Origin of the sequence: Xanthobacter autotrophicus (assembly GCF_005871085.1) — a bacterium.
Classification (GTDB): Bacteria; Pseudomonadota; Alphaproteobacteria; order Rhizobiales; family Xanthobacteraceae; genus Xanthobacter; species Xanthobacter autotrophicus.
Map to the genome: position 1 here is coordinate 82,115 of NZ_VAUP01000038.1, position 24,708 is coordinate 106,822.

Sequence of the window (24,708 nt, forward strand, 5' to 3'; positions counted from 1 at the left end):
TGTGCGAACTTGCGTCGTGGATAGGTGACCGGCAGTAACCATCCCCAACAAGAGGGTCGAATGGGAGGCGTCCATGTCCGAGGTCGGAACGAGCGGATACGCTGAAGCCTATGCCAGCTGGCGTGCGGATCCTTCCGCTTTCTGGGGCGCGGCGGCGCAATCCCTGGAGTGGTCCAAGGCGCCGGAGAAGGTGTTCGATCCCGAGGCCGGCGTCTATGGCCGCTGGTTCCCTGATGCCGTCGGCAACATCTGCCACAACGCCCTTGACCGCCATGTGGCAGCCGGCCTGGGCGACCAGGCGGCGCTGATCTACGACAGCCCGGTCACCGGCGCCAAGCGCACCCTCACTTATGCGCAGATGCTGAAAGAGGTGAGCACGCTTGCCGCGGTGCTCCAGGATCTCGGCGTCGGCAAGGGCGACCGGGTGCTGATCTACATGCCCATGGTGCCCGAGGCCATCGGCGCCATGCTCGCCTGCGCCCGCATCGGTGCCATCCATTCGGTGGTGTTCGGTGGGTTTGCGGCGAAGGAGCTGGCCACCCGCATCGAGGATGCCGAGCCGAAGGTGATCCTCGCCGCCTCCTGCGGCATCGAGCCCAACCGCGTGGTGGCCTACAAGCCGCTGCTCGACCTTGCCATTTCCATGTCGGCGGTGAAGCCCGAGCGCTGCCTCGTGCTCCAGCGCCCCGAGGGGCCGGGGTCGCTGACCGAGGGCCGTGACCTCGACTGGGCGGCGGCCTGCGCGGCGGCGGCCGATGCCGGCAAGAGCGCGCCCTGCGCCGACATGGCGGCCACCGATCCGCTCTATATCCTCTACACCTCCGGGACGACCGGTAAGCCGAAAGGCGTCGTGCGCGACATCGGCGGCTATATGGTGGCGCTCGACTGGAGCATGAAGAACCTCTACGGCATCGCGCCCGGCGAGGTGTTCTGGACCGCCTCCGACATCGGCTGGGTGGTGGGCCATTCCTACATCGTCTACGGCCCGTTGATCCATGGCGCGACCACTCTCGTCTACGAGGGCAAGCCGGTGGGCACGCCGGACCCCGGCGCCTTCTGGCGGGTGATCGAGGAGCACAAGGTGGTGGCGCTGTTCACCGCGCCCACCGCCCTGCGCGCCATCAAGAAGGAGGATCCGGACTGCGTGCTGAAGCAGGGCCGTGACCTCTCCCATTTCCGCACCCTGTTCCTCGCCGGCGAGCGCGCCGATCCCGATACGGTGATCTGGGCGCAGCAGCAGTTGCAGGTGCCGGTGGTGGACCACTGGTGGCAGACCGAGACCGGCTGGGCCATTGCCGCCAATCCCGTGGGCCTCGGCCTTCTGCCCACCAAGCTCGGCTCGCCCACGGTGCCCATGCCGGGCTATGACATTGCCATCGTGGACGAGGCTGCCAAGCCTGTGCCGGCGGGCACCATGGGCTCCATCGTCGTGAAGCTGCCGCTGCCGCCCGGCTGCCTGCCCACCCTGTGGCAGCAGGACGATCGCTTTGCCGAGGGTTACCTTGCCGACTATCCCGGCTACTACAAGACCTCCGACGCCGGCTTCCTCGACGCCGACGGTTATGTCTTCGTCATGGGCCGCACCGACGACATCATCAACGTCGCCGGCCATCGTCTGTCCACCGGCGGCATGGAGGAGGTTCTGGCCTCCCATCCGGATGTGGCCGAATGCGCGGTGATCGGCGTCAAGGACGAACTGAAGGGCGAAGTGCCCTGCGGCTTCGTGGTTCTGAAGGCCGGCGAGCGCCGCGCCCCCGACGTGATCGAGAAGGAGCTGGTGGGCCTCGTGCGTGACCGCATCGGTCCGGTGGCGGCCTTCAAGCTGGCGGTGACGGTGAACCGCCTGCCCAAGACCCGCTCGGGCAAGATCCTGCGCGGCACCATGAAGAAGATCGCCGATCACGATGAATGGTCGGTCCCCGCCACTATCGATGACGCGGGCGTGCTGGAGGAGATCGAAGGCGTGCTGAAGGCCCGAGGAATCGCCTGAGTTCGATCTGAGTCTGGACACCGTTCGGAGGCTGTAGCTTTTAGGCTTGTGTCCGGACTGAACCGCCGCTGAATGCCGGGGCCGGAGCCCCGGCGGAACCGTTCCCTTAAGTTCGAGGAAGGAGCGGCCGATCAGGCCGGTTCTTCGGGACCGAATCCGACGCGGTCCGTCATCGGCTATAGCTGCCGCCGCGGAACGGCTCGAAACAGCTATAGCCGATGAAACACTGGGGATTGTCCTTCGTAGGCACCCATTCCGGCTTCGTGTCCTGATCGTAGAGGCAAAAGCTCCGGTCACGCACATAGCGATCGTAGAGCGTGCGGGAGGTGGCGAGTACGGCCGACCCCCGCGTATTGATGAGCGCGGCCGCTTCGGCGCAGGTCATGGTGATGCTCGGCGTCGGGGTGACCATGCGATCGGTTCCGGCCAGCAGTGGGGCGCCAGCAAGAAGGCCGGAACCCGCCAGAAAGGCCAACGTGCCGAAGGCAAGGGGCAATCGTCTCATGTTCGACCTTTCCGTTCGGCAAGCCAGATCGATTCGCAGGCTAGACCGCTTCACAGCCCAAGTCGTTCGCAGACCAGCTTACCGAATCTGGGGCGGACGACCGCATCTCTCAAGGGCGCTATGACTTCCATGACTTCAAAGCCGCCTTTCTCGGGGCGCCCCTAGCGGCCCAGGCTGTTGTCGCGGCTCGGCACGTAGCAGGTGTAGCCGATGAAGCATTGTGGATTGTCCCGCGTCTTCACCCACTCCGCCTTGAGCTGCTCGGCGCCCGAGCAGTAGCGAATCTGGCTGACGTACCGATCGTAGATGTTGGGTCCCGTGCCGAGCACGATGGCTCCGTTCTTTGTCACCAGGGCGGCGGCCTCCTCGCAGCTCAGGGCCAGGGTGTCCGGTCGCGCCTGGGCCTGGATCGGGCTGGCGGCCAGCGCCGTGAGGAGGGACACGGCCGACAGCGTGGGTACTCGGATAAATTGCATGGAAAGAGTCCTCCTTGGGGATCACGCCACTCGATTCGCAGTCTTGTCCCAGTAAGGCAGCCGAGAGCGCTGTATTTACGATCCTTTTACCGTTTCACGATGGCGCCGGTCTTGGGTGCGTTGCAAGCGGTGCTATGGGAGCTAAATGGCGGTACCCCATTAGTTTTTTGCCATTAGGTTGTACTGATTTGGAGTGAGTGTGGCAGGAATGTAACGGCCTCCATAGGCAGCCTCTGCTAAATAGATCGCACTGGACGAAGTCACTCGTGTCCCACGTCTAAAACGACATTAATTCGCGTAACGCACTCAAGGGGGTTGGTCATGAAGCGGTTCCTTCTCGCCACTGTCGCGCTTGCGGCGCTCTCGGCTCCGGCCGCGGCTGCTGACCTGGCGACGAAGTACCCGGTCAAGGCGGTCGCCGTCGTGCCGGTGTTCTCTTGGACAGGGTTCTACATCGGCGGTAACTTTGGTTATGGCGGCGACAAGTTCACCCTGGATGAAGTGAATACCTACTACGGCGACTACTACAGCGCCGAGAGCCGTTCCGTGAATTCCTCCGGCTTCTTCGTCGGTGGTCAGATCGGCTACAACTACCAGTTCGCCAACAACGTGGTGCTCGGCCTCGAGACTGACCTGCAGTGGACGAACATCGAAGGTAAGTATTCCGAAAATTACGCCACCTATTACGGATACACTTCGACGTTCAACGCCGGCGCCTCCGTCGACTACTTCGGCACCATCCGCGCTCGCCTCGGCTACGCGTTCGACCGGTTCCTGCCCTACATCACCGGTGGTGCTGCGTATGGCAAGACCGCGCTGAACATCAACAGCTCCTACTATGGCGAGGGCTCTGATCTCTGGAGTGTGTCGGGCTCTTCGACCAAGTGGGGCTGGACCGTCGGTGCCGGCGTCGAATACGCCATCACCAACAACTGGACGTTCAAGACCGAGTATCTCTACGTCGATCTCGGCAGCACCGACTTTTCCTATTTTGGCACCTGCTGCGGCGGCAGTGTGAACTACAACGACATCTACAGCGGCTCTGTGGACACCAAGTTCCACACCCTCAAGGCCGGTGTGAACTACAAGTTCTGATCGAAGCATCCGCTTCCTGGGAAAAGCCCGCTGCTCCTGCAGCGGGCTTTTTTGTGCGAGTGGCCCTGAAAGTTGCCCTGCCCGACCGGCGTGCTTCTTCTGGCGCGCTGCAGGCGGTATCCTGGCCTGCAAATTTCGGTCCCGGCTTATCGCTGTGAGCGGCGGCCTCGTGTCCGGTAACGGGAAGGCCAGATGCTGTCCTGCCCCAGAGCCGTGGCTATCGCTGCCGTATCTGTCGATCACCGGCTCAAAATGGGTAATTTTGGTATTCCGTTAAGGGAGTTGGGTCTGCCGTTTCAGGTCGACTGTGGCGGGAATGTAACAGCATTCTGGTGGGGCCTCTGCTACATAAGCTCCTAGGACACGGCGGCTCCTGAAACGGGGTCGCGTCCAAAACGAATTCACCCAAATGGGTAATGCCCAAATAAGGGGTTGGTCATGAAGCGTTTCCTGCTCGCCACTGTCGCTCTCGCGGCGCTCTCTGCTCCGGCCATGGCTGCTGACCTGGCGACGAAGTACCCCGTCAAGGCGGTTGCCGTCGTCCCCGTGTTCTCTTGGACCGGCTTCTACATCGGCGGTAACTTTGGTTACGGCGGCGACAAGTTCACCTTCGACGAGGTGAACACCTACTACGGCGACTACTACAGCGCCGAGAGCCGTTCCGTGAACTCCTCCGGCTTCTTCGTCGGTGGTCAGATCGGCTACAACTACCAGTTCGCCAACAACGTGGTGATCGGTGTCGAGACCGACCTGCAGTGGTCGAACATCGAAGGCAACTACTCGGCCAACTACGCCACCTACTATGGCTACGCTGAGACCTTCAATGCCGGTGCGTCTGTCGATTACTTCGGCACCATCCGCGCCCGCCTTGGCTACGCCTTCGACCGGTTCCTGCCCTACATCACCGGTGGTGCTGCCTACGGCAAGACCAAGCTCGACCTGAACTCCACCGACAGCTACGGCAACTTCTACACCGCCTCCGGCTCGTCCACCAACTGGGGTTGGACTGTCGGTGCCGGCGTCGAGTACGCCATCACCAACAACTGGACGTTCAAGACCGAGTATCTGTACGTCGATCTCGGCAGCACCGACTACACCTACGCCTATGACGTGAACGACGTCGTCGCTGGCTCGGTGGACACCAAGTTCCACACCATCAAGGCCGGTGTGAACTACAAGTTCTGATCGAAGCACCGCTTCGTCGGGAAAGCCCGCTGCTTCGGCAGCGGGCTTTTTTATTGTGCCAACGATCCACCTGTGACGATCGGCTTGATTTCCGGCGCGCCCCACGCGCGATCCAAGCCCCGCTGCTGGGACATCCGCCGGTTTGCCTGGGTAAACGCCCCTTGAGTTTCCGCGCAGATTCCCCGATCAGCTTGGATCAGACCCGTTCGCACCCAGCTCCGACCGTCTGAGCCGCGAAATCGTGTCATGAGGCCCGGCGTCATGAGGCTTGCGTCATGAGTGAGGACATCGCCTTCAACCGCACCTTTGATGTGCCCCCGGGACGGGTGGATGAGGTGTCGCCCCTGGTGCGCCGCATCTTGGCGCCAAACCCCTCGCCCTTCACCTTCACCGGCACGTGCTCCTACATCATCGGCCGCGGGCAGGTGGCAATTCTCGATCCAGGCCCCGATGATCCGGCTCACGTAGCGGCATTGCTCGATGCTGTGCGCCATGAGACGGTGACGCATGTCTTCGTGACCCATACCCACCGCGACCATTCTCCGGCCGTGCGCGCGGTGGTGGCTGCGACCGGCGCAGTCACGTTGGGGGAGGGGCCCCATCGTGCTGCCCGCCCCCTGGCCATCGGTGAGGTCAACCCACTCGATGCCAGCGCCGACACCGACTTTTCTCCCGCCGTCAGCCTTGGCGATGGCGATACGATCGCGGGTGCCGGCTGGACCCTGACCGCCCTGACGACTCCCGGGCATTGCGCCAATCACCTTGCCTTCGCCCTTCGGGAAGACGATCTGCTGTTCTCGGGCGATCATGTGATGGCTTGGGCGACCTCCATCGTCGCGCCGCCGGATGGGTCCATGGGCGACTATATCCACTCCCTCGAAAAACTCGGTCGGCGGGAGGAGCGTACCTATCTCCCCGGCCATGGCGGGCCGGTGTCCGATGCGCCCAACTTCGTGCGGGCCTACCTGACCCACCGCATGGCCCGTGAAGCCGCCATCCTGCGCGCCCTCGACCGGGAGGTTGAGACCATCCCCGATCTGGTGCGCGGCATCTATATCGGCCTTGATCCGCGTCTGGTGGGGGCGGCGTCCCTCACGGTGCTGGCGCACCTGGAGCATCTGGTCTCGAGTGGCCGCGTGGTGACCGATGACTTGGCGCCAGCCATCACCGGGCGATTCCGGCGTGCCGCCTGAAGCCGGACCCACGGAGGCCCGCACCTGATGTGCGGCCGGTTCGTCCAGCAGATACCACCGGCCCGCGTCGGCGAGATGTTCGACGTGGACCCGGCGCTGGCGGCCTTGCCCAACGCGCCGCCGCGCTACAATGCTGCGCCGACGCAGGATCTTATGGTGGTCCGCCGCCATCCGGAGACCGGCGCGCGGCACCTCTCGCTGCTGAAGTGGGGCTTGGTACCGTCCTTCGCCAAGGATACGTCGGGCGGCGCGCGGCTCATCAATGCCCGAGCCGAGACCGCGCCGGAAAAGCTCTCCTTTCGCGCGGCTTGGCGGGCCCGGCGCCGCTGCATCGTGCCGGCGGACGGCTTCTATGAATGGGTGCGCGCGCCCGGCCACCGCCAGCCCTTTTTCATCAGCCGCTCCGACGGCCGACCCATGGCGCTGGCGGGATTGTGGGAGGGCTGGAAGGACCCGGCGACCGGCCAGTGGCTACGCACCTTTACCATTCTGACTACGACCGCCGATTCGAAGCTGCGCCCCCTCCATGAACGAATGCCGGTGATTCTCCCTGAATCGGACATTGCCGCTTTCCTGGAGGCCGAGGACCCGCGCGGGCTGATGCGGCCATTTCCGGGCGCTGGCCTCGACCTGTGGCCGGTCTCACCCCGGGTCAATGCGGTGCGCAACGACGATCCGACCCTGATGGAGGCTCTGTCGGCCGACGCCGCGACAGAAGCCATGGGACTGCTGGCCGCCCAGCCTGACGGGGCGGCCGGGGGCTCCGCTGGGGACTACGATGGCGGCTGAGGCCGTCCGGGCGCCCGCCCTCAGCGGTGGCGGCGTTCGGCCGCGAGGTCGGCCATCAGGGCTTCCACGCGCTCGGAATTGGTACCGAGATCGTGGGTGCCGTAGCGGGAGGCGGACCGCACGTCCACCCGCGCGCCCTTCGCTGTGGGACGGATGCGGATGGAGACGTTGGAGCGAAAGCCCATGATTGGCGACACTGCCACCGCCTCGATCTGCCCGTCGCGCCGCGTGCCGCGGGGTGGAACTGCGTCGAGGATGGTCCAGCGGCGCTTCTGCACCAGGGCCAGAACGGTGTTGAAAGCCTCTTCCGGCGTCGCGGTGAGATCCACGGGCTTGATACCGGGATAGGCCATGCGCTGCGCGGCGGCATTGTCGATGCCGCCGTAGACCAGCGTGTTGGCTTCGCGCGGAAAGGCGAGGGCAAGGGAGCGAAAGCGCGGCGGGTCGGCCGAGTCGGTGGAGATGTCGGTGAGGGGGGGCAGCATCATGCCCCGCGCCAGCACTGCGGCGGGGCCGGCAAGCACCAGCACCGCGATGCCCACCGCCGCCATGGCCCGGCCGATGCCGAGCCAGCCGGTTTCCCACGTGATGAAGAAGGCCACGGTGCCGAGAATGCCGGCGATGGCCGCTAGGCCAAGCCCGGTGGCGAGCGTGACCAGCGCCGGCTGGAAATCGAGGAAGCCGGTACGGTAGAGCAGCGCCGCGAGCGCCACCACCGGCAGCGAGAACAAGGCGAGCCGGAAGCTCCACCGCGCCAGCGGGGAGAAGCGCTCTTCCGTATAAAGCCTGCGTCTGATCATTCCATCCGTCCGCTCGCGGGCGATCGCTTGATTAGAGCATTTTTGAGCGAAGTGGACCCCGGTTCGCGCGAAGAAATGCGTCGGTTCTCGATTCTAGACCGCGTTTTCCCGCGCCTGGGAAGAGGGGCGCGTGGCCAGAATGAGGGGCAGGTCGTCGATGCTGTCCACCACCAGGTCGGCTTCCGGCAGCAGGTCATCGATGGGGGCGGGGCCGGAGCGCACGGCGATGAAACGGGCACCGGCACCGCGTGCGGCGGCCAGATCGTGGGCGCTGTCGCCGATCACGGCCATCGTGTGCGGAGCAAGCCCGAAGCGCGCGCCAAAGGCCGCAACCATGCCCGGGCCGGGCTTGGAGCCGAAGCCGGAATCATAGCCGTGCACCGCAGCCAGCAGCGGCAGGATGCCAAGGGCTTGCGCCTGCTTGCGAGCGCTGTCCTCGGCGTCGTTGGTGACAATACCGAGGGTGAAACCGGCGCTCTTGAGGCAGGCAAGGGTGTCTTGCGGCCGGCCGATGGGGGTGAGAGAGGCGAGGCCTTCGCGGGCGAACAGCTCGTCGATTTCAGCGAGAAACGCCGGGGTCGTCGCCCGGCCGAGCGCTTGCGCCCACATGGGGCCGTAGTGGGCCGATGACCCCGAGACCAGAGGCGAGGTGTGCAGGAAGCGTTCTTCCGCTGGTAGATAGTGGCTCACCTGCTGGAGGCGCGCCAGGGCGGCCAGATCGTCCCCCGCCAGGGCGCGCATGGCCGCCCCACAGGCGGGACCCCAGGTTCGGTCGAAATGGACGAGGGTGCCATCCTTGTCGAACAGCAGGGCGGAAATATCGCGCATGGGCAGGTCCGGACGAGGCGGCCGAAGGCGCGCCGGGAGGAAAATGGTACCGGTTCGGCCGTATCGACCGGGCGGCTCGCCTTCTCTACTATCACGCATCATGCATTCGCGACGATTTGCGCCGCCCGGCGTCCGCCTTCCCGCCCCGCCGGCCGCCGCCGCGTCGGATCCCGCCCGAACCGCATGGAGGCGGATCGTCGGCTCAAGAGCGCGAGCCGGGCAAAGAGGGGCCCTTAGCCTTGAGAATCGCCCGCGCGTTCCTGCAAGGAGCGCGCGTTGTCCCACCACCTGGCGGTTGAGGCTGATCGGTGCGTGCACTGGCGTGTCCTGCCTGGTGCTGGCCGCTGGCGGAGCCGCCCTTGGGGCAACGGCACCCTTGCCGCCGAAGAAGCCGCCGGGGTTGTCCGTGTCGGTTCCGGCGCCCTCCGCCGTGCGGCGTGCTCCCCTGCGCGGGATGCCGCTGCCGCCGCCGCGCCCAGCGGAACTGGATGCGGGGGAGGAAGCGCCGGAGCCGAAGGCTATGCCACGCCTGGCCGCCCGGACGGTCGGGCCACAGGAGGATGTGGAGGCCGGACAGGCGGGCCTGCCCGGCGCCGTTCCGTTGCCGCCGTCCCGTCCCGATGCGCAGGCCCCCGCTGGGGAGGAAGCGCCCGCTGCGGAGAGGCCGGCTTCTGGCATTGCCCCGGAGATGCCGGCGGCGTGCGCGGCCCTGATCGAGGAGGGAACCCTGGTCGCGACCCTGGGTGCGCCAATCGCGCCGAGGGGGGGATGTGGTCTTGAGCAGCCCGTGCGCCTGACCGGCGTGCGCCTGCAGGACGGCCGGCTCATCGCCCTCAAGCCGGCTTCCGTGACCCGATGCGAGGTGGCCGCCGCAATGGCCGGCTGGCTGCGCGAGGATCTGGCCCCGGCGGTTGCCGCACTGGGGTCGGAGGTTGTGGCGGTCACGGTGGCGGCCTCCTATGAGTGCCGCTCGCGCAATCGCGTTTCCGGCGCGCGCATGAGCGAGCACGGCGTTGGCAACGCACTGGACGTGGGCGGCTTTGAACTCGCCGATGCCCGCGTCCTCAAGGTGGAGAAAGGCGGTCTGCCGACGCGCTTGCGCGCCGCCATGAAGGAGAGCGCCTGTCGTCGCTTCACGACCGTGCTCGGTCCCGGATCGGATGGCTATCACGAGGACCATATCCACGTGGACCTGGCCCAGCGTCGGCTCGACTTCCGCCTTTGCCGCTGGAACCTCGACGCCGGCACAGTGGTAGCCCGGAAGGACAAGCCGAAGGCGAAGGGTGCTGTTCCGGCACCGGCCTCCTCCGGCAGCTCGGGAGAGGACGGCTCGGCGACCGAAGCCGAAACCGATGGCGACGCGGCGAAAGCGGACGGGAAATAGCGAGCGTTCCGGTGCCGACCCGGCAAGAGCAAACGCTGGCAAGAATAAGCACTGGTGAAGGGTGTTCGCCGGAAAACTGTGACGGCTCCAGCCAACGGCCTCCAGTCTTGGCGTGCGGCCGGGCGGGGTGGCCGCACGGCGCCACGCTCCCGCGTGACCCAAGAGCGGTGGGGAAGGACGGCAGATAAGAAAAAGGGCGCGGATGAACCGCGCCCTTTGATCAATCCGTCTCACGCGTTCGGATGGGAGGCCCGTGGGGTCAGAGCACCACCACTTCGGTACCAGTCGGCACGCGGTTGTAAAGGTCGATCACGTCCTCGTTCAGCATGCGGATGCAGCCGGAGGAAATGGCCTGCCCGATGTATTCTGGCTGGTTGGTGCCGTGGATGCGGAACAGCGTGTCCTGGTTGCCCTGGTACAGGTACAGCGCGCGCGCACCCATCGGGTTGTGCGGGCCGGGGGCGACATAGGACGGAAGCCCGGCGATGCGCTGGTGAATTTCGGGGGTCGGGGTCCAGCTCGGCCATTCGGCCTTGCGGCCCACCTTCGCCTGGCCGCGGAACGCGAGGCTTTCCTCGCCCACGGTGACGCCGTAACGGATCGCCTTGCCGGGGGCTTCCACGTAGTAAAGGAACTTGTTGGGCGTATCGATGACTATGGTGCCCGGCTTCTTGTTCGTCGGATACTCGACGATGTGCCGCGCGAATTCACCACTCGGCTTCACGTTGGGATACGGCTTGTTCGCGAGAAGCTGCTTGTCCCGCGCCGTCATCGCCGTTTCAGGCGCTGGCGCATAGGTCCCCGACATGCAGCCGCTGAGCATCAAGCCCGCCAGCACTGCCCCGACAGCCCGCCACATCATGTTCGCCTCGTTCTACTCGCCTTGCTGTGCAAGGAGGAATCGGTCCCGCTCCGATTGGATTAACCCAATGCTCGCCATGCTTGAAGGGTTCTGCGCTGCCCCTCGCCTGCTTATGCGAAAGCGTTGCAGAAATGCCGCACAGGCTGCCGTTTCGTCACCGCCCTTTGGAGTTTCTCAAGGAATTGGGCGCGTACTCCTCGGATGACCTCGGAGAAGTCGCATCGGTTGCACAGTTTTGACGCAGTCGAACGCCATTTCTGGAATGGTCACGCGAAGGTGCCGCAACGTCAAAAGTCGCACCGTACAGGAGTAGGATATGTCTACCGGACAGCCGTCGCAGGGGCTCAGCACCCGGGTGGAATCGGATCTGAAGCGCATGGCGCAGAATCAGCAGTGGCGCGAAATCGGGATTTCCGCCGTTGCCGCTGCCGCCCAGCAGGCGAGCGAGAAGCGCGTCGTCGAGGGCAAGGGCGGTGGTGAGCCGAACCGGGTGGTGACACTCAAGGACATCGACTTTCTCGCGGCCTGAGGCCACGTGACGCCGATGGGATCCGGCGCGGGGGCCGGCCCACGGAACTGACCAACGCCGGGAAAATCCCGGTGGGGGGTACGACAAGCCTAAGCCGCGAGCGAGCCGTCCGCCGGACCCGGTTCGGCACAAGAGTATATTTCCATCGGTGTCCTGCCGGCGCTACAAGAGCCGGAGAACCCGGGGATATGCCGCATGCTCGTTGCCTATGTGTTCAGCGATGGGGGCCTGAAGGGCAGTCCCGTCGCTGAAGGGCCGATACCGGCCGACGTGGTTTGGCTCGACCTCGTTTCGCCAACCGAAGCCGACGACACGCTGGCCGAAGCCTTCGCCGGCATTTCCGTGCCCACCCGCGAGGAGATGGGCGAAATCGAGCAATCGAGCCGCCTCTATATAGATGGCGAAGCGCGATATATGACGGCCTCGCTCCTGTGCGGGGCCGACACTCCGGCACCGGTCATGCTGGCAGTGACCTTCATCCTGAGCCGCGGCCGCCTGATCACGGTGCGATACGGTGATCCCCGCGCGTTCCCCTCGGTTTCTGGGCGGCTGGCCAAATCCTGTCCTGCGACCATTACCGGCGAAATCATCCTCATCGATCTGCTCGAGGCCATCGTGGATCGCGCCGCCGATGTGCTGGAGCAGATCGGCGCCGACGTGGAACGCATCTCCAAGCGGATCTTCGAGCGCGACCAGGGCAAAGAGAACGCCAACCAGCGCTATCGCGCCATTCTCTCCCATGTCGGTCGCAAGGAAGGCCTCGTCTCCTACGCCCGCGAGAGCCTCGCCTCGCTGCAGCGGCTGCTGTCTTTCCTGGGCACCGAGACCGAAGGGGCGGCCGTGAGCAAGGATTCCAAGGCCTCCGTCAAGTCCATGAGCCGGGATGTGTCTGGCCTGTCCGATTACGCGGCCTTCATGGGTGACAAGCTGCAATTTCTGCTCGATGCCACCATCGGCCTCGTCAGTCTCGAGCAGAACAATATCATCAAGATCTTCGCAGTGCTCTCGGTGGTGTTGATGCCGCCGACGCTGATCGCGTCCATCTACGGCATGAACTTCCACAATATGCCGGAGCTGGACTTTACCTATGGCTATCCGCTGGCGCTCTGCGCCATGGTGGTGTCGGGCATCCTGCCCTACGTCTTCTTCAAGTGGCGCCGCTGGCTCTGAACTCAAGCCCGCGCTGCGCCTGAGCGAAGGCGCCTCAAGATCCCGCGCCAGCGTCACACATGCTGGCCGCCGTTGATGTGGATCTCCGCCCCGTTGAGGTAAGACGAGGTATCCGTGCACAGCACGTAGATGATCTTCGCCACCTCGTCCGTCGTGCCGAGCCGCTGCATGGGGATCTGCTCGACGATCTTGTCGGTGCCCGGCGAGAGAATGGCGGTGTCGATCTCCCCCGGCGCGATGGAGTTGACGCGGATGCCGCGCCTACCGAAGTCAGACGCCATCTCCCGCGTCAGCGAGGCCAGCGCCGCCTTGGAGGTAGCATAGGCCGCTCCGGCGAAGGGATGCACCCGCGAGCCGGCGATGGAGGTGACGTTCACCACCGAGCCCTGTGCCTTCTCCAGCTCCGCCGAAAGTCCCCGCGCCAGCATGATGGGGGCGAAGAAATTCACCTGGAACACGTCCACCCACGTCTCAAGGTCGGTGTCCAGGGTGCCGAGCCGTGAGCCGCCCTCGCCCTTGGGGGAGATGGCAGCGTTGTTGACGAGGGCGTCGAGCCGGCCGTCCGGCAGGCGGCGCTTCACCTCGGCGATGGCATCCTTGGTGCTGGAGGGGCTGGAGAGGTCCACCTGGATATGGTCCTCCGGCCCGGCGCCCCACGGGCATTTGTCCGGAAACGCGTGGCGCGAGCAGGAGATGACGCGCCAGCCGGCGGCGGAGAAGCGCTTCACCGTGGCATGGCCGATGCCGCGCGAGGCCCCGGTGAGGAGCATGATGCGGGGCGGGGCTTCGGGTTCGACGGTCATGGAAGGGTTCCGGGCCGGCATTCAGGTGTGATGCGTGTGGACCCCGACAGGCCGCTCCCGCACGCTGGAAGGTCAAGAAATGGGGTGAGGGCAGGCGGCCTCACGGGAAGAGACGCGTCTTGGACCAGTCCACGCCTTCCTCCTCGCGGCGGAACACCACCCGATCGTGGAGCCGGAAGGGGCGGTCGTGCCAGAACTCGATGGCCACCGGCAGAACGCGGAAGCCAGTCCAATGGGGCGGGCGGGGCACTGTACCGAGGGCGTATTTCGCAGTCGCGGAGGCCACCGCCGCCTCCAGCGCGAACCGGCCCTCCAGCGGGCGCGACTGGCTGGAGGCCCAGGCGCCGATCTGCGACAGGCGGGGGCGGGTGGCGAAATAGGCGTCGGCCTCCTCCGCCGTCACCTGTTCCACCGGCCCGCGCACCCGCACCTGCCGGCGCAGCGATTTCCAGTGGAAAACCAGCGCCGCCTTGGGGGTCTGCGCCAGCTCGCGGCCCTTGGCGCTCTCCGTGTTGGTGAAGAAGACGAAGCCGCGGGCATCGAGTCCCTTCAGCAGCACCATGCGGGCGTCCGGCAGGCCGTCGGGATCGACGGTGGCGAGCGTCATGGCGTTGGGATCGTTCGGCTCGGTCTTCTCGGCCTCGGCGAGCCATTCGGCAAACAGCCGGAAGGGCTCGGAGACTTCCGTAAAATCACCGGATGTTAAGGGGTTGTGGGCTTCCATGCCTGAGCTTGAAGTCATGTGGGAGCCCCTCGTGCCTCGCCTCTCGCGCGCCGTCCCCATGGCCGGCTGCCATTCCTTATATAGAAGCGTGATCCGCTGGCGCGAAGCTCTCTGTCGCATGGCGGTCGCAGGGCTCGTCGTCGCGGGGCTCGGCGGCTGCTCGACTGTCAACGTGTCTTCGGATGATGCCATCGTCACCGGCTCGATCCGGGCGACGCCGGCCTCGCTTCCGGTGCCGGACGGCCACGCCCCCACCGGGGTTGCGGCCAGCGACTGGGTTCAAGCGAAGATCGCCCTCGACCAGGCGCTTGCCGCCCGTAACAAGGACGTTTCCATTCCCTGGGACAATCCGGAGACCGGCTCCCGCGGCACGGCGACGCCGGTCGGGCCGGCCCGCGCCGGCGGCTGTCAGGATTTCATGATCTCGCTGGTGGACGGCAAGACCGCCGACCGCTGGATCCAGGGCGAGGTCTGCAAGGCCCGCGGGGGCACCGTCCTGTCGCAGGTCCGGGTGCTCGGGCAGGCCTGAGGCAAGGCAAAGGTGCAAAAAAGGCGCCGGTCGCCAGCGCGGGCGTTGCATTTTCCGCGCCGCGAACCACATCCTGAGGTGCGGCTGGCCGCCTGAGTGCCGGCCGGCGAGGTGATTGACCCATGCGTGATCCTTACGACGTCCTCGGCGTCTCCAAGACCGCCGACGAGGCCGAGATCAAGCGCGCCTATCGCAAGCTTGCGAAGAAGCTGCATCCCGACGCCAATGCGTCGGACCCCAAGGCCCAGGACCGTTTTGCGGAACTGAATACCGCGCACGAAATCCTTGAGGACAAGGAGAAGCGCGCTCAGTACGACCGCGGCGAGATCGATGCCGAGGGCAAGCCGAAAGCCCCCGAATTCACCGGCTTTCGCGGCGGTGGCCCGCGGCGCGGCCCCGGCGGCTTCTCCGGCTACGACGGTGATACGATTTTCGAAAGCTTCTCCTTCGGTCCCGAGGGCGCGCGCCGTTCGTCCGGGCGCGGCGGCGGTGGCGGCTTCGAGGATATCGGCGACATTTTCGGCTTCGGCCGCCAGCGCCGCTCGGCCGGCGGCGGCTTTGCGCCCCAGCCCGGCGCGGACATGGAAATAACGCTCCCGGTCTCCTTCGAGGAGGCGGCCGAGGGGGCGTCCAAGCGCGTCGGCCTGCCCAACGGCAAACAGATCGACATCAAGATCGCCGCCGGCACCCGCGAGGGGCATCGCATGCGCCTGAAGGGGCAGGGCGAGCCGAGCGCCATGGGTGGCCCGCCGGGCGATGCCTATGTCACCATCTCCTACGCCCCCCATCCGATCTTCGAGCGGGACGGCGATGACCTGCGCCAGAACCTCGACGTCGCCCTTGCCGACGCGGTGCTGGGGGCCAAGGTTCGCGTGCCCACACTCAAGGGGGCGGTGGAGCTGGCTATTCCCGCCTGGACCTCCGGCGGGCGCACCTTCCGTCTGCGCGGCAAGGGCCTGCCCACCGCGACCGGCGGTCACGGTGATCTCCTGGTGCGCACCAATCTCGTCCTGCCCAAGGACAAGGACGAGGAGCTGGAAGCCATCATGAGGAAGCTGCGCGAGCAGGCGGACTGATTGCGGCGGCCGGATCATCGGCCGTCGAGCCCGCCTGCGCGGGGTCTGGGAGAGTGCTTGCGACCTTCATTCGTGGCCTACCGCGTTTAGGGGATGCCTGCCCGGGGCAGGCGGACGCATGATCCATGGGTTGCAACCTGGGTTCTCAGGAGGCGATCCATGGCAAAGCCGACCTTGGACGACCAGCTCGCCGCCGAATATGCCGGCCTGTTCGCGTCCCTCGTCATCCGGCCCGAGCGCCGCGACGAGGTCCAGCGTGTCGCCGACCGCGTCCTGCGCCCCGCCAACCGCAAGCAGTACGAGACAGTGGAGGCTGCGACCTCCGTGCCTTGGTTCGTGGTGGCGATCATCCACAATCTGGAGGCCGACATGGCCTTCTCGGCGCATCTGCACAATGGCGATCCGCTGACGGCCCGCACCGTCAACGTGCCCGCCGGCCGCCCGAAGAAGGCCCCCGCCGGCGGCGGAGTCTACAATTGGGTCGAGAGCGCCATCGACGCCCTGGCCTATGACGGGCTCGACACCTGGAGCACGTGGACCGTTCCTGGCATCGCCTACGCGCTGGAGCGCTACAACGGCTTCGGTTATCGCACTCGCTTTCCCTTCGTCAAAAGCCCCTACCTCTGGGGCTTCAGCAACGTCTACACGCGGGGCAAGTTCATCCGCGACGGTGTGTTTTCCCCGGACGCGGTGAGCCAGCAATGCGGCGGCATGACCCTTTTGTCCGCCCTCATGGACGAGGATGACATCGCCAAGCGCCTCCTCTTCCAGCCGCCGCCGGACAGCGACGACGTGGCCAAGCCCACGCCGTTCCTTCCCGCCGATGGCAGTGTGTTGGAGTTCCCCGACAATCCCCCCCGCTTTCCGGGCAAGTATCTGATGGAGAACACGGGCGACAAGGTCTCCGTCACGCGCCTGCAGAAGCGCCTTGCCGACATGGGCGCCTCGCCGGGAGCGCCCACTGGCACCTTCGACACCCCCACCAAATACGCGGTGCAGCTGTTTCAGGCGCGCTCCGTGGACCTCGACGGCGCGCCACTGGAGATCGACGGCATCGTCGGTCCCATGACCTGGGGCGCGCTGTTCGGCCCCTTGTCCATCGAGAGCGAGTGGGTGAAGCCGCGCGTCGCCATCAAGAAGGCGGAGCGCACCCTGGCCTCGGCGGTCCTCGACGTGGCGTCAGACCAGATCGGGGTGAGGGAGATCCCCCCGAACAGCAATTGCGGCCGCGAGGTGGAGGCCTTTCTCGGCAGCGTCGGACTTGGCCGGGGCAACCCGTGGTGCATGGCCTTCGTCTATTGGTGCTTCGCCCAGGCGGCGCAGGACCTCGGCGTCGCCAACCGGGTGCCGCGTAGCGGTCACGTGCGCACCGCCTGGAAGGAAACCTCCGCCCGCACCTCCGGCGTGCGGGTGGTGACCGGGCGCGAGGCGCGGGTCGATCCCTCGCTGGTGACGCCGGGCATGGTGTTCTTCCTCGGCCTGTCGGGCAGCACCGGCCATGCTGGAATCGTTGCCGACAATATCAACGGCAAGCTCGTGACCATCGAGGGCAACACAAACCAGGACGGCGTGCGCGACGGCGGCGGCGTGTTCCGCCGCGTCGGTCGCAAGGTGACGGACGGTACGATCCTCGGCTTCGCGGCCTTCGGTTGAGGGCGGGGCCCTGGCCTGATCGGCATCAAGGGACAGGGCGGGGCTACCTCACCTTTTGGCCGACTTTCCACGCGCTCCGGCGCCCTCTAAAGTCCGCGTCCGAAAAAGGACAAGGAAGCGCGCCCATGTTTCTCGAGCTGCAGAACCTCTATTTCGAAGACCTGACCCTGGGCCGCATCGAGCGCATGTCCAAGACCGTGTCGTCCTCGGATATCGTCGGTTTCGCCGAGCTGACAGGTGACCGCAACCCCATCCACCTCTCCCAGCATTTCGCCGCCAAGACCCCATTCGGCGGCCGCATCGCCCACGGTCTCTACACGGCGAGCCTGATTTCCGCCGTGCTCGGCACCCGCCTGCCCGGTCCTGGCGCCATCTACATCTCCCAGACCCTGAACTTCCGGGCCCCGGTGCGCATCGACGATACCGTGGACGTGGAAGTGAAGGTGGTGGAACTGATTCCCGAGCGGTTCCGTGCCCGGCTGTCGTGCGTTTGCAGTGTGAAGGGCGAGGTGGTGCTGGACGGAGAGGCGCTGGTGAAGGTGCCGTCCTCCGGCGTGCAGAAGGTTGCGTCGGCCTGAGGTGTCGGCCACGCTGCCCTTCTTGAGGACAAGGAGGGCGGCATGTTCGAATCGGCTACGTTTGAGCATCGGCTGGACAAGGCCGCCTTCAAGGCGCTGGAGCCCAGCCTGCGCGAAGACCTCCTCAATGCCCAGTTCGCCCTCATCGAGGCGAAGCGGCGCAGCCTGATCGTGCTGATCCACGGTCCTGACGGCGCCGGAAAGGGTGCAGTGCTCAACCGGCTCTACAGCTGGCTCGACGTGCGCAAGGTGCAGACGCTCACCTTCGAGATGCCCTGCGCCGAAGAAGACCGCCCGCCCATGTGGAAATACTGGCGCGAACTGCCGCCGTTCGGCCAGATCGGCGTCATGCTCGGCTCCTGGTACCACGCGCCTTTGTGCAAGCGGGCGCTGGGCACCATGGGGCGGGCCGATTTCATGGCCTCCCTCGACGAGATGGAGCGCTTCGAGAGCATGCTCCACGCCGAGGGCGTGAGCCTGCTGAAGATCTGGCTCTATCTGGACGGGGACGAGGCCCGGCGCCGGCTCAAGGCCCTGAGCAAGGGCGACTACCAGCGCCCCATCGTGCGCGAATGGGCCGAGATCGAGGGTGCCGCCGCCCGCAAGCGGCTGCATCTGGCGTCCGAGGAGGCCGCCCGCGCCACCTCCACGGAAATCGCCCCCTGGCATGTGGTGCCGGCCGCCGACACCGAATATTGCGACGCCATGGTGGGCAGCCTGCTGCTGGAGAAGCTGCGCGCCATGGCGGCGGAGCCGGAGCCCGCGCCGCTGCCCCTGCCGCCCAATCCCACCCACGTGCCGAGCCTGCTGCCCCCCTTCTCCATCCTCTCCACCCTCGACATGTCGCGCAGCCTGCCGGAGGCGGAATACGACCGCGAGTTGGCCCATGCGCAGAGCCGCATCACCCGCCTCACCAACGCGCCGGCCTTCGCCGGCTCCGGGCTGGTGATCGCGTTCGAGGGCTCGGACGCGGCGGGCAAGAGTTCCACCATCATGCGCCTGCGCCGGGCGCTGGACCCGCGTCGGTTCCGCGTCCATCCCATCGCCGCGCCCACCGACGAGGAGCAGGCGCGGCCCTATCTGTGGCGGTTCTGGCGGCACATTCCCACCCACGGGCGCACGGCCATCTTCGACCGCTCCTGGTACGGCCGGGTGCTGGTGGAACGCGTCGAGGGCCTTTGCGGCCCGGACGACTGGGGCCGGGCCTATGGCGAGATCAACGACTTCGAGGCCCAGCTCACCCGCGCCGGCTATGTGGTGGTGAAGTTCTGGCTGGCCATCAGCCAGGACGAGCAGGCCCGCCGCTTCGAGGAGCGCGAAAAGATCGCCTACAAGCGCTTCAAGCTGACCCCCGAAGACTGGCGCAACCGCGAGAAATGGCCGCTCTACGAGGCGGCGGTGACGGAGATGGTGGACCGCACTTCCACCCGCGAGGCGCCGTGGACGCTGGTGGAGGCGGAGGACAAGCACTTCGCCCGGGTGAAGGTGCTGAAAACCATCGCCGACCGGCTGGAGGCGGCGCTGGCCTGAAGCGCCGGCCGCGCTTCAGCTGGGTGTCCGCCACACCTCGCCGGGATGAAGTGCCAGGAAGCGCTCTTGAGCAATGCCGGCGCCATGCAGCGCCTCGGAGAGCGCGTGCTTCGGCGCGTCCTGCGCCTCGTCGGTGAGGCGGAAGGTGCCCCAGTGGATGCCGAGGCCCTGCTCCGCCCCGGTATCCTCCAGGATGCGGACGGCCTCGTCCGGATTGGTGTGCTGGGGCGCCATGAACCAGCGCGGCTCGTAGGCGCCGATGGGGATGAAGGCGAGGCGCGGCGGCCCGAAGGCGCGGCGCACCGCGCGGAAGATCTCGCCGGTGCCATAGCCCGTATCGCCGGCGAAATAGATCACGCCCTCCGGCGTTTCCAGCACGAACCCGCCCCACAGGGCGAAACGGCGATCCTTCAGGCTGCGCGCCGACCAGTGGTTGGCGGGGTGGATGATCGCGTCCACACCCGCGCTCAACGCGAAGCGATCCCCCCAGTCACCGGTGGCCATGGCCAGGTCCGGCAGCTTGCGGCGGATGGTGGCGTCGTTGCCAAGGGGGGCGATGAGCCGTGGGCGATGCGCCCGCGCCAGCCGGCCGAGGGTCGGCAGGTCGAGATGGTCATAATGGTTGTGGCTGAGCAGGACCGCATGGATCTGCGGCAGTGCCTCGAACGGAATCCCCGGCGGATTGAACCGCTTCGGCCCGACGAAGGGCAGCGGGCTCGCGCGCTCGGACCAGACCGGATCGGTGAGGATGTTGAGCCCCGCCACCTGGATCAGCACGCTCGCATGCCCGACCATGCTCACCCGGATGCCGGACGTGACCTCGTCCGGGGGCGTGTCGGTGCCCGTAGGCAGGGCCGGCACGGCCGGCCAGGCACCGCGTTCCGTGCGCCGTTTGCGCCAGCGCATCAGGTCGCGCGCGGACTTGTCGGTGGAGGGGTGATCCGGGTTGAAGAAGCGCGTGCCGTCGAAATGGTCCGAGGGCGCGCCACGATGGTAGGGGCGGGGCATCGGCTGTTTATATCAGCGTGCGCCGGCAAGGTCCTGTGCCGCCCGTCGCGGAGTGCACCGTCCTGGGCCTGGAACGGCGCCGCTAAACCTGCCGCCGCATCTACGGTTCCGCGGATGGCTGGGGCGCCTGGATTCGAACCAGGGAATGGGGGAATCAAAATCCCCTGCCTTACCACTTGGCTACGCCCCAACACGGCGGCGGACCATATAGCCGCGTGATGGGCTTCTGTCCAACGCTGCTCCGCTGGTCTTGCCCCAATGTCGCTATGCCGAAGTGTGCGGCGTGCTACATCTTCATGGTGAGGTCGATTCCGGCTTCACGTCGCAAAGGCCTGCGCGTCCCGGCGCAGCATTTCTGGAGGCCGCGCAATGTCGTTGCGCATCGCGTTCTTCTGCGTTGCCCTGGCCGCAACGCTTCCGGCATCCGCCGCCCTCGCCCAGGCCACCGCAACGCCACCGACCCAGACCGCCCCTGCGGCCAACGCTCCGGCGCCCAAGCCGGGGACGGTCGCGCCGGCAACCACCACTGCCGCGCCCACCCCTTCGGCGCCCTCGGCCACGAAGCCGGCTGCCCCCAAGGCGACCACTCCTGCCCAGACCGCCGCGCACCAGCGACAGACGACCTGCGGGGCGGAGTGGCGTGCCGCCAAGGCGGCCGGGAAGCTACCCGCCGGCCAGAAGTGGCCTCAGTTCTGGAGCGCTTGCAACAAGCGCCTCAAGGCCCAGGGCAAATAGCGGAAGGCACGCGGCCAATTCAGGCAAGGCGCCCGCTTCCGGGCGCCGCCCTCAGCTTCCGGAGAAGCGCGGCGCGCGCTTCTCGGCGAAGGCCAGTCGGCCTTCGCGATAATCGGCGCTGGCATTGGCTGCGGCCGTGGCACGGCGGGCCTCGCCCAGCAGCGCCTGCGCCCCCGTCTCGGCGGCGCGGATGGCGAGCTTGGCGGCTTTCAGGGTCAGCGGCGCGTTCTCCGCAATGCGATGGAGTGTGCGTTCGGCCGTGGCTTCCGCCTCGGCGGCGGGAATGAGCACGTCCACCGCGCCGATGGCATGCGCGCGCGCCGCGGTCAGCCGTTCTGCAGTGAAGAACAGGTGGCGTGCGCCCTGGCTGCCAAACACCCTAAGGGCCCGCGCCATGCCGCGCGGATCGTATCCAAGGCCCAGGCGGGCAGCCGGAATGGCGAAGAAGGCGTCATCGGCGGCGATCCGCATGTCGCAACTCGCCGCCAGCGCCGCGCCGGCCCCCACGCAGGCCCCCTTCACCAGGGCGATGGTGGGACAGGCCAGTCCCTCGATGGCCGAGCAGGCCAACTCCACCAGGTCGTCATAGCTCTGCGCGCCGGAGGCGTCGGAGCGGGCGGTGTCGAAGTCCGATATGTCGGCGCCACCGGAAAAGGCGAGGTCACCCTCGCCGCGCAGCACCGCAACCCGGATGTCGCTGCGATGGGCGGCCTCCTGCGCGAAGGCGATCAGGGCCCGCCACATGGTGCTGGAAATGGCGTTGCGCCGCTCCGGATTGGTCAGCACAAGGCGGGCGATGCCGCCCTCGACGGAAATGGCGATGCTGCCAGCCACGCGTCCCTCCCCCAGGCTCTCTCCGAGCCATGGTGCTCGAAGTCGTCTTGCTCGCAGCGACCTTGCCCTGCCCTGTCGTGTCTATGCGGAACGGCAGGAAGAGGGAAGTTGCCACATGCAGGGTTCCGCCGGCATCGGGGCTAACTTTCGGCGCAGAAGGCCGCAGAAGGCCGAGGAACGCGCGCGGCGCCTTTCGATCAGGATCGAGGCGCGGGGTTCCGGGGCGGCGCATGAAGCGCCACCCCGTCCCCTACGGGCGCCGGTCAGGGCTTGGCACCCGAAGCTTGATGCTCTGAAGCCACATTGAATCGGTCCGATCCGGCCAATCGGGCTGGAGGTAGCTTATTCGTGATGTGACACTTGCTCTTGTGTGACCTTGGAAAAAAGCAGTTTCAAGAAAAAAATGAGACGGCGGCCGACAAAGCCCGTTATCGGTAACCGCGTCCGCGCATATTGCTAAATGAATGGTTGTAGCGCGGGTTGCGCTCCCGCACTCCCGAGCGGTCTTCAGTCGCGACGGAACAACAGGTTGCCGACAAAGCCCACCACGAGACTACCCAATGCAACCGCGAGACCGTACAACCAACCATCGCTCTGGGAGAATTCTGCGATTTTTTGCTCGAAACCGGTTTTGTTCACATCGAAACTGGAAAGTTCCGTAGCGGAAACAGTCCCGTTTTGGAAGACCTTGACCGCGACCGTGTAGCGCCCCAGCGGTGCCGTCCCCGGAATGCCCACTTCCGCGCGAAAAACGCGCGGCGCGAGGAAGGCGACGCCCTGAGGGTCTTCGCGATAGACGCCTTGGGCGGTCTGGATCCGCAGGAAGGCGGTGCGGAAGGGGTCGCTTGGCACCACATCCGCAAAGTCCGGTCCCACGCGCTGGACCAGGATGTTGTAGTTGAGGCCGATCTGCTCGACCCGCAGCGTTTCCGGGCTGGCGATCTGGGTGGTGGGTCGGCTGGAGAGCACGGCGAGGAATGCCGGGGCCTCCACGAAGGTGCGGCTGTCCGAATTGACCCACAGGCCGAGCACCCGCGACTTGCGCCAGGTGGTGAAGCTCTCACCCGGCCCGCGCACGGTCACCACCACATCGATGGCGCCATCATCGCCATTCCGGGCCTCGGCCACGCCGAAAACCACCAGCTCCGCGCCGGTGAAGCTCGACGTGATCCGCACCTGGGGCTGCGAGACCGACACCACCAGCCGGTCGGCCCGCGCCGGCATCACGGCAAACGCGCTCAGCAGGACGAGAAGCGCCGCGCCGCTCCATGTCTTCACGGCTGCGCCTCCTGAGTGATGGCGAAGGTGTCCGCCGGCCGGCTGACGAGATCGACGGCGACGCGCACCGCCACCGAAAGGACCAGGATGCCGAGAAGGAAGCGCAGGTGTTCCGCCTTCAGGGTCTGGCCGGTCCGCGCGCCGAACTGGGCGCCCATGGTTCCGCCCACCATCAGCACGAAGGCCAGCACCGCATCCACGGTGCCGTTGGCCTCGGCATGGAGCACGGTCGCCGCTGCCATGGTCACGAGGGTCAACACCAGCGATGTGCCCACCGAGGTCTGGGTCGGCACCCGCAGCAAATAGATGAGGGCGGGAACCAGGATGAAGCCGCCGCCCACGCCGAGGACCGCCCCGAGCAGGCCGATGATGAAGCCGATGCCGATCACCGGCAGCGCCGACACATAGATGCGTGAGCGGCGGAACCGCATCTTCAGCGGCAGCCGCATGAACCAGGCCCGGGTACCGGGGCGCCGCACCGTGGGCGGCAGGCCCTGCCGCATCCGCACCATCGCCTTCAGGCTCTCCACCAGCATGAGCGAGCCGATGGCGCCAAGCAGCAGCGTGTAGGAAATGCGGATGGCAAGGTCCACCTGGCCGATCATCCGCAGCCACAGGAACAGGAGCACGCCGGCCAGGGTTCCGGCCAGGCCCCCGGTCAGCAGCACGCCGGCGAGGGGCAGGTCCATCATGCCCTTGCGCCAGTAGGAAAGGGCGCCGGAAAACGATGAGGCGGCCATGTAGGGCGACACGCTCGCCACCGCCACCGCTGGCGGCACGCCGGTGAAGATGAGGAGTGGCGTCATCAGGAAGCCGCCGCCGACGCCGAACATGCCCGAGATGAAGCCCACCGCCAGCCCCATTGCGAAGACGGTGAAGATGGCGATCGGAAGCTCGGCGATGGGCAGGTAGATGGTCACGGGGGAACTTTCGCTGGCGCGCGGCGTCCCTGCCTATACGGCTGGAGTTTGACGGATGAAAGCTGATGCGGGCCCATCGGGCAAATGGATGCGTCTGCGCTCGGCAAGTTGCGTGCGCAGATCACCATAGTACCTTGACACGAACACCTTGACCGTACGTTCGGTTTGGGTGGCCCTAAGGGATGTGACCTTCGGACCATATGTCCCGGGATAGAAGGCGGCGAACAGGACGGG

Annotated in this window: 25 protein-coding genes and 1 tRNA gene; 14 read left to right on the forward strand and 12 right to left on the reverse strand. The window is 66.4% G+C overall.

All coding sequences use genetic code 11. The annotated features are described in order from the left end of the window. Window positions 1-73: 73 nt before the first annotated feature. Window positions 74-1,990, forward strand: a complete 1,917-nt coding sequence (locus FBQ73_RS19600) for a propionyl-CoA synthetase (protein ID WP_138401180.1) — start codon at window positions 74-76, stop codon at window positions 1,988-1,990. Between the two features lie 169 nt (window positions 1,991-2,159). Here the strand turns inward: FBQ73_RS19600 and FBQ73_RS19605 are convergent, their stop codons facing one another. Continuing rightward, entirely contained in the window at window positions 2,160-2,495 is a 336-nt protein-coding gene (locus FBQ73_RS19605) for a hypothetical protein (RefSeq protein ID WP_138401181.1), read from the reverse strand. Between the two features lie 161 nt (window positions 2,496-2,656). Beyond that, window positions 2,657-2,971: a hypothetical protein gene (locus tag FBQ73_RS19610; RefSeq protein ID WP_138401182.1), complete on the reverse strand. Its 315-nt coding sequence runs from the start codon at window positions 2,969-2,971 to the stop codon at window positions 2,657-2,659. A gap of 321 nt (window positions 2,972-3,292) precedes the next feature. Between FBQ73_RS19610 and FBQ73_RS19615 the strand changes: the two genes are divergently transcribed. From FBQ73_RS19615 to FBQ73_RS19630, 4 genes are all read left to right on the forward strand, one after another. Beyond that, window positions 3,293-4,066: an outer membrane protein gene (locus tag FBQ73_RS19615; protein ID WP_138401183.1), complete on the forward strand. Its 774-nt coding sequence runs from the start codon at window positions 3,293-3,295 to the stop codon at window positions 4,064-4,066. A 438-nt stretch (window positions 4,067-4,504) separates the two neighbouring features. Next, entirely contained in the window at window positions 4,505-5,251 is a 747-nt protein-coding gene (locus FBQ73_RS19620) for an outer membrane protein (protein WP_138401184.1), read from the forward strand. A gap of 275 nt (window positions 5,252-5,526) precedes the next feature. Further along, the gene (locus FBQ73_RS19625; protein WP_138401185.1) at window positions 5,527-6,444 is read left to right on the forward strand and encodes an MBL fold metallo-hydrolase; all 918 of its coding nucleotides are present in this window, start codon (window positions 5,527-5,529) and stop codon (window positions 6,442-6,444) included. Between the two features lie 27 nt (window positions 6,445-6,471). After that, complete coding sequence (locus FBQ73_RS19630; protein WP_138401186.1) at window positions 6,472-7,233, forward strand: SOS response-associated peptidase; 762 nt, start codon at window positions 6,472-6,474, stop codon at window positions 7,231-7,233. A 20-nt stretch (window positions 7,234-7,253) separates the two neighbouring features. Here the strand turns inward: FBQ73_RS19630 and FBQ73_RS19635 are convergent, their stop codons facing one another. Both FBQ73_RS19635 and FBQ73_RS19640 read right to left on the reverse strand, forming a co-directional pair. Continuing rightward, entirely contained in the window at window positions 7,254-8,033 is a 780-nt protein-coding gene (locus tag FBQ73_RS19635; protein ID WP_138401187.1) for a DUF1499 domain-containing protein, read from the reverse strand. 93 nt (window positions 8,034-8,126) lie between these two features. Then, on the reverse strand, window positions 8,127-8,861 hold the full coding sequence (locus tag FBQ73_RS19640) for an HAD family hydrolase (RefSeq protein WP_246089794.1): 735 nt from the start codon (window positions 8,859-8,861) through the stop codon (window positions 8,127-8,129). A 520-nt stretch (window positions 8,862-9,381) separates the two neighbouring features. On the opposite strand from FBQ73_RS19640, the gene FBQ73_RS19645 reads away from it, so the two are divergent. Beyond that, on the forward strand, window positions 9,382-10,245 hold the full coding sequence (locus tag FBQ73_RS19645; protein ID WP_138401189.1) for an extensin-like domain-containing protein: 864 nt from the start codon (window positions 9,382-9,384) through the stop codon (window positions 10,243-10,245). Between the two features lie 259 nt (window positions 10,246-10,504). On the opposite strand, the gene FBQ73_RS19650 is transcribed toward FBQ73_RS19645, so the two are convergent. Continuing rightward, window positions 10,505-11,107, reverse strand: coding sequence for a L,D-transpeptidase (locus FBQ73_RS19650; protein WP_210236838.1), 603 nt, complete (start codon window positions 11,105-11,107; stop codon window positions 10,505-10,507). 316 nt (window positions 11,108-11,423) lie between these two features. On the opposite strand from FBQ73_RS19650, the gene FBQ73_RS19655 reads away from it, so the two are divergent. Together FBQ73_RS19655 and FBQ73_RS19660 are read left to right on the forward strand one after the other, a co-directional pair. Next, window positions 11,424-11,636 carry a hypothetical protein gene (locus FBQ73_RS19655; RefSeq protein WP_138401190.1) on the forward strand — a complete coding sequence of 71 codons (213 nt, stop codon included), beginning with the start codon at window positions 11,424-11,426 and terminating at the stop codon, window positions 11,634-11,636. 195 nt (window positions 11,637-11,831) lie between these two features. After that, window positions 11,832-12,806, forward strand: a complete 975-nt coding sequence (locus FBQ73_RS19660) for a magnesium transporter CorA family protein (protein WP_138401191.1) — start codon at window positions 11,832-11,834, stop codon at window positions 12,804-12,806. 53 nt (window positions 12,807-12,859) lie between these two features. Here the strand turns inward: FBQ73_RS19660 and FBQ73_RS19665 are convergent, their stop codons facing one another. Beyond that, window positions 12,860-13,609: an SDR family NAD(P)-dependent oxidoreductase gene (locus tag FBQ73_RS19665; RefSeq protein WP_138401192.1), complete on the reverse strand. Its 750-nt coding sequence runs from the start codon at window positions 13,607-13,609 to the stop codon at window positions 12,860-12,862. A 100-nt stretch (window positions 13,610-13,709) separates the two neighbouring features. Next, window positions 13,710-14,351: a pyridoxamine 5'-phosphate oxidase gene (pdxH, locus tag FBQ73_RS19670; protein WP_210236839.1), complete on the reverse strand. Its 642-nt coding sequence runs from the start codon at window positions 14,349-14,351 to the stop codon at window positions 13,710-13,712. A 100-nt stretch (window positions 14,352-14,451) separates the two neighbouring features. Between pdxH and FBQ73_RS19675 the strand changes: the two genes are divergently transcribed. From FBQ73_RS19675 to pap, 5 genes are all read left to right on the forward strand, one after another. Continuing rightward, window positions 14,452-14,862, forward strand: a complete 411-nt coding sequence (locus FBQ73_RS19675) for an RT0821/Lpp0805 family surface protein (RefSeq protein ID WP_170218983.1) — start codon at window positions 14,452-14,454, stop codon at window positions 14,860-14,862. A 122-nt stretch (window positions 14,863-14,984) separates the two neighbouring features. After that, window positions 14,985-15,938 carry a DnaJ C-terminal domain-containing protein gene (locus tag FBQ73_RS19680; protein ID WP_138401194.1) on the forward strand — a complete coding sequence of 318 codons (954 nt, stop codon included), beginning with the start codon at window positions 14,985-14,987 and terminating at the stop codon, window positions 15,936-15,938. Window positions 15,939-16,097: 159 nt separating this feature from the next. Beyond that, a complete protein-coding gene (locus FBQ73_RS19685; protein ID WP_138401195.1) occupies window positions 16,098-17,591 on the forward strand; it encodes a peptidoglycan-binding protein in 1,494 nt (497 codons plus the stop codon). A gap of 125 nt (window positions 17,592-17,716) precedes the next feature. Next, on the forward strand, window positions 17,717-18,169 hold the full coding sequence (locus FBQ73_RS19690; RefSeq protein WP_138401196.1) for a MaoC family dehydratase: 453 nt from the start codon (window positions 17,717-17,719) through the stop codon (window positions 18,167-18,169). 42 nt (window positions 18,170-18,211) lie between these two features. Continuing rightward, complete coding sequence (gene pap / locus FBQ73_RS19695) at window positions 18,212-19,699, forward strand: polyphosphate:AMP phosphotransferase (protein WP_138401197.1); 1,488 nt, start codon at window positions 18,212-18,214, stop codon at window positions 19,697-19,699. A 15-nt stretch (window positions 19,700-19,714) separates the two neighbouring features. Here the strand turns inward: pap and FBQ73_RS19700 are convergent, their stop codons facing one another. After that, on the reverse strand, window positions 19,715-20,707 hold the full coding sequence (locus tag FBQ73_RS19700) for an MBL fold metallo-hydrolase (protein WP_138401198.1): 993 nt from the start codon (window positions 20,705-20,707) through the stop codon (window positions 19,715-19,717). A 115-nt stretch (window positions 20,708-20,822) separates the two neighbouring features. After that, a tRNA-Gln gene (locus FBQ73_RS19705) sits at window positions 20,823-20,897 on the reverse strand. Between the two features lie 179 nt (window positions 20,898-21,076). On the opposite strand from FBQ73_RS19705, the gene FBQ73_RS19710 reads away from it, so the two are divergent. Then, entirely contained in the window at window positions 21,077-21,442 is a 366-nt protein-coding gene (locus tag FBQ73_RS19710) for a hypothetical protein (protein ID WP_138401199.1), read from the forward strand. A gap of 51 nt (window positions 21,443-21,493) precedes the next feature. On the opposite strand, the gene FBQ73_RS19715 is transcribed toward FBQ73_RS19710, so the two are convergent. The 3 genes from FBQ73_RS19715 to FBQ73_RS19725 form a co-directional block, all read right to left on the reverse strand. Further along, a complete protein-coding gene (locus FBQ73_RS19715; protein WP_138401200.1) occupies window positions 21,494-22,276 on the reverse strand; it encodes an enoyl-CoA hydratase-related protein in 783 nt (260 codons plus the stop codon). A 507-nt stretch (window positions 22,277-22,783) separates the two neighbouring features. Beyond that, window positions 22,784-23,554 (reverse strand): TIGR02186 family protein, encoded by a 771-nt coding sequence (locus FBQ73_RS19720; protein ID WP_138401201.1) that lies wholly within the window; start codon window positions 23,552-23,554, stop codon window positions 22,784-22,786. Next, the gene (locus tag FBQ73_RS19725; RefSeq protein ID WP_138401202.1) at window positions 23,551-24,474 is read right to left on the reverse strand and encodes a sulfite exporter TauE/SafE family protein; all 924 of its coding nucleotides are present in this window, start codon (window positions 24,472-24,474) and stop codon (window positions 23,551-23,553) included. The genes FBQ73_RS19720 and FBQ73_RS19725 overlap by 4 nt, the downstream gene beginning before the upstream one ends. Between the last annotated feature and the right edge of the window lie 234 nt (window positions 24,475-24,708).

Excerpts from the sequence above, each read along its gene's own strand:
- FBQ73_RS19600 (WP_138401180.1), top strand. The coding sequence starts at position 74 with ATGTCCGAGGTCGGAACGAGCGGATACGCTGAAGCCTATGCCAGCTGG.
- FBQ73_RS19605 (WP_138401181.1), bottom strand. The coding sequence starts at position 2,495 with ATGAGACGATTGCCCCTTGCCTTCGGCACGTTGGCCTTTCTGGCGGGT.
- FBQ73_RS19610 (WP_138401182.1), bottom strand. The coding sequence starts at position 2,971 with ATGCAATTTATCCGAGTACCCACGCTGTCGGCCGTGTCCCTCCTCACG.
- FBQ73_RS19615 (WP_138401183.1), top strand. The coding sequence starts at position 3,293 with ATGAAGCGGTTCCTTCTCGCCACTGTCGCGCTTGCGGCGCTCTCGGCT.
- FBQ73_RS19620 (WP_138401184.1), top strand. The coding sequence starts at position 4,505 with ATGAAGCGTTTCCTGCTCGCCACTGTCGCTCTCGCGGCGCTCTCTGCT.
- FBQ73_RS19625 (WP_138401185.1), top strand. The coding sequence starts at position 5,527 with ATGAGTGAGGACATCGCCTTCAACCGCACCTTTGATGTGCCCCCGGGA.
- FBQ73_RS19630 (WP_138401186.1), top strand. The coding sequence starts at position 6,472 with ATGTGCGGCCGGTTCGTCCAGCAGATACCACCGGCCCGCGTCGGCGAG.
- FBQ73_RS19635 (WP_138401187.1), bottom strand. The coding sequence starts at position 8,033 with ATGATCAGACGCAGGCTTTATACGGAAGAGCGCTTCTCCCCGCTGGCG.
- FBQ73_RS19640 (WP_246089794.1), bottom strand. The coding sequence starts at position 8,861 with ATGCGCGATATTTCCGCCCTGCTGTTCGACAAGGATGGCACCCTCGTC.
- FBQ73_RS19645 (WP_138401189.1), top strand. The coding sequence starts at position 9,382 with ATGCCACGCCTGGCCGCCCGGACGGTCGGGCCACAGGAGGATGTGGAG.
- FBQ73_RS19650 (WP_210236838.1), bottom strand. The coding sequence starts at position 11,107 with ATGATGTGGCGGGCTGTCGGGGCAGTGCTGGCGGGCTTGATGCTCAGC.
- FBQ73_RS19655 (WP_138401190.1), top strand. The coding sequence starts at position 11,424 with ATGTCTACCGGACAGCCGTCGCAGGGGCTCAGCACCCGGGTGGAATCG.
- FBQ73_RS19660 (WP_138401191.1), top strand. The coding sequence starts at position 11,832 with ATGCTCGTTGCCTATGTGTTCAGCGATGGGGGCCTGAAGGGCAGTCCC.
- FBQ73_RS19665 (WP_138401192.1), bottom strand. The coding sequence starts at position 13,609 with ATGACCGTCGAACCCGAAGCCCCGCCCCGCATCATGCTCCTCACCGGG.
- pdxH (WP_210236839.1), bottom strand. The coding sequence starts at position 14,351 with ATGACTTCAAGCTCAGGCATGGAAGCCCACAACCCCTTAACATCCGGT.
- FBQ73_RS19675 (WP_170218983.1), top strand. The coding sequence starts at position 14,452 with ATGGCGGTCGCAGGGCTCGTCGTCGCGGGGCTCGGCGGCTGCTCGACT.
- FBQ73_RS19680 (WP_138401194.1), top strand. The coding sequence starts at position 14,985 with ATGCGTGATCCTTACGACGTCCTCGGCGTCTCCAAGACCGCCGACGAG.
- FBQ73_RS19685 (WP_138401195.1), top strand. The coding sequence starts at position 16,098 with ATGGCAAAGCCGACCTTGGACGACCAGCTCGCCGCCGAATATGCCGGC.
- FBQ73_RS19690 (WP_138401196.1), top strand. The coding sequence starts at position 17,717 with ATGTTTCTCGAGCTGCAGAACCTCTATTTCGAAGACCTGACCCTGGGC.
- pap (WP_138401197.1), top strand. The coding sequence starts at position 18,212 with ATGTTCGAATCGGCTACGTTTGAGCATCGGCTGGACAAGGCCGCCTTC.
- FBQ73_RS19700 (WP_138401198.1), bottom strand. The coding sequence starts at position 20,707 with ATGCCCCGCCCCTACCATCGTGGCGCGCCCTCGGACCATTTCGACGGC.
- FBQ73_RS19710 (WP_138401199.1), top strand. The coding sequence starts at position 21,077 with ATGTCGTTGCGCATCGCGTTCTTCTGCGTTGCCCTGGCCGCAACGCTT.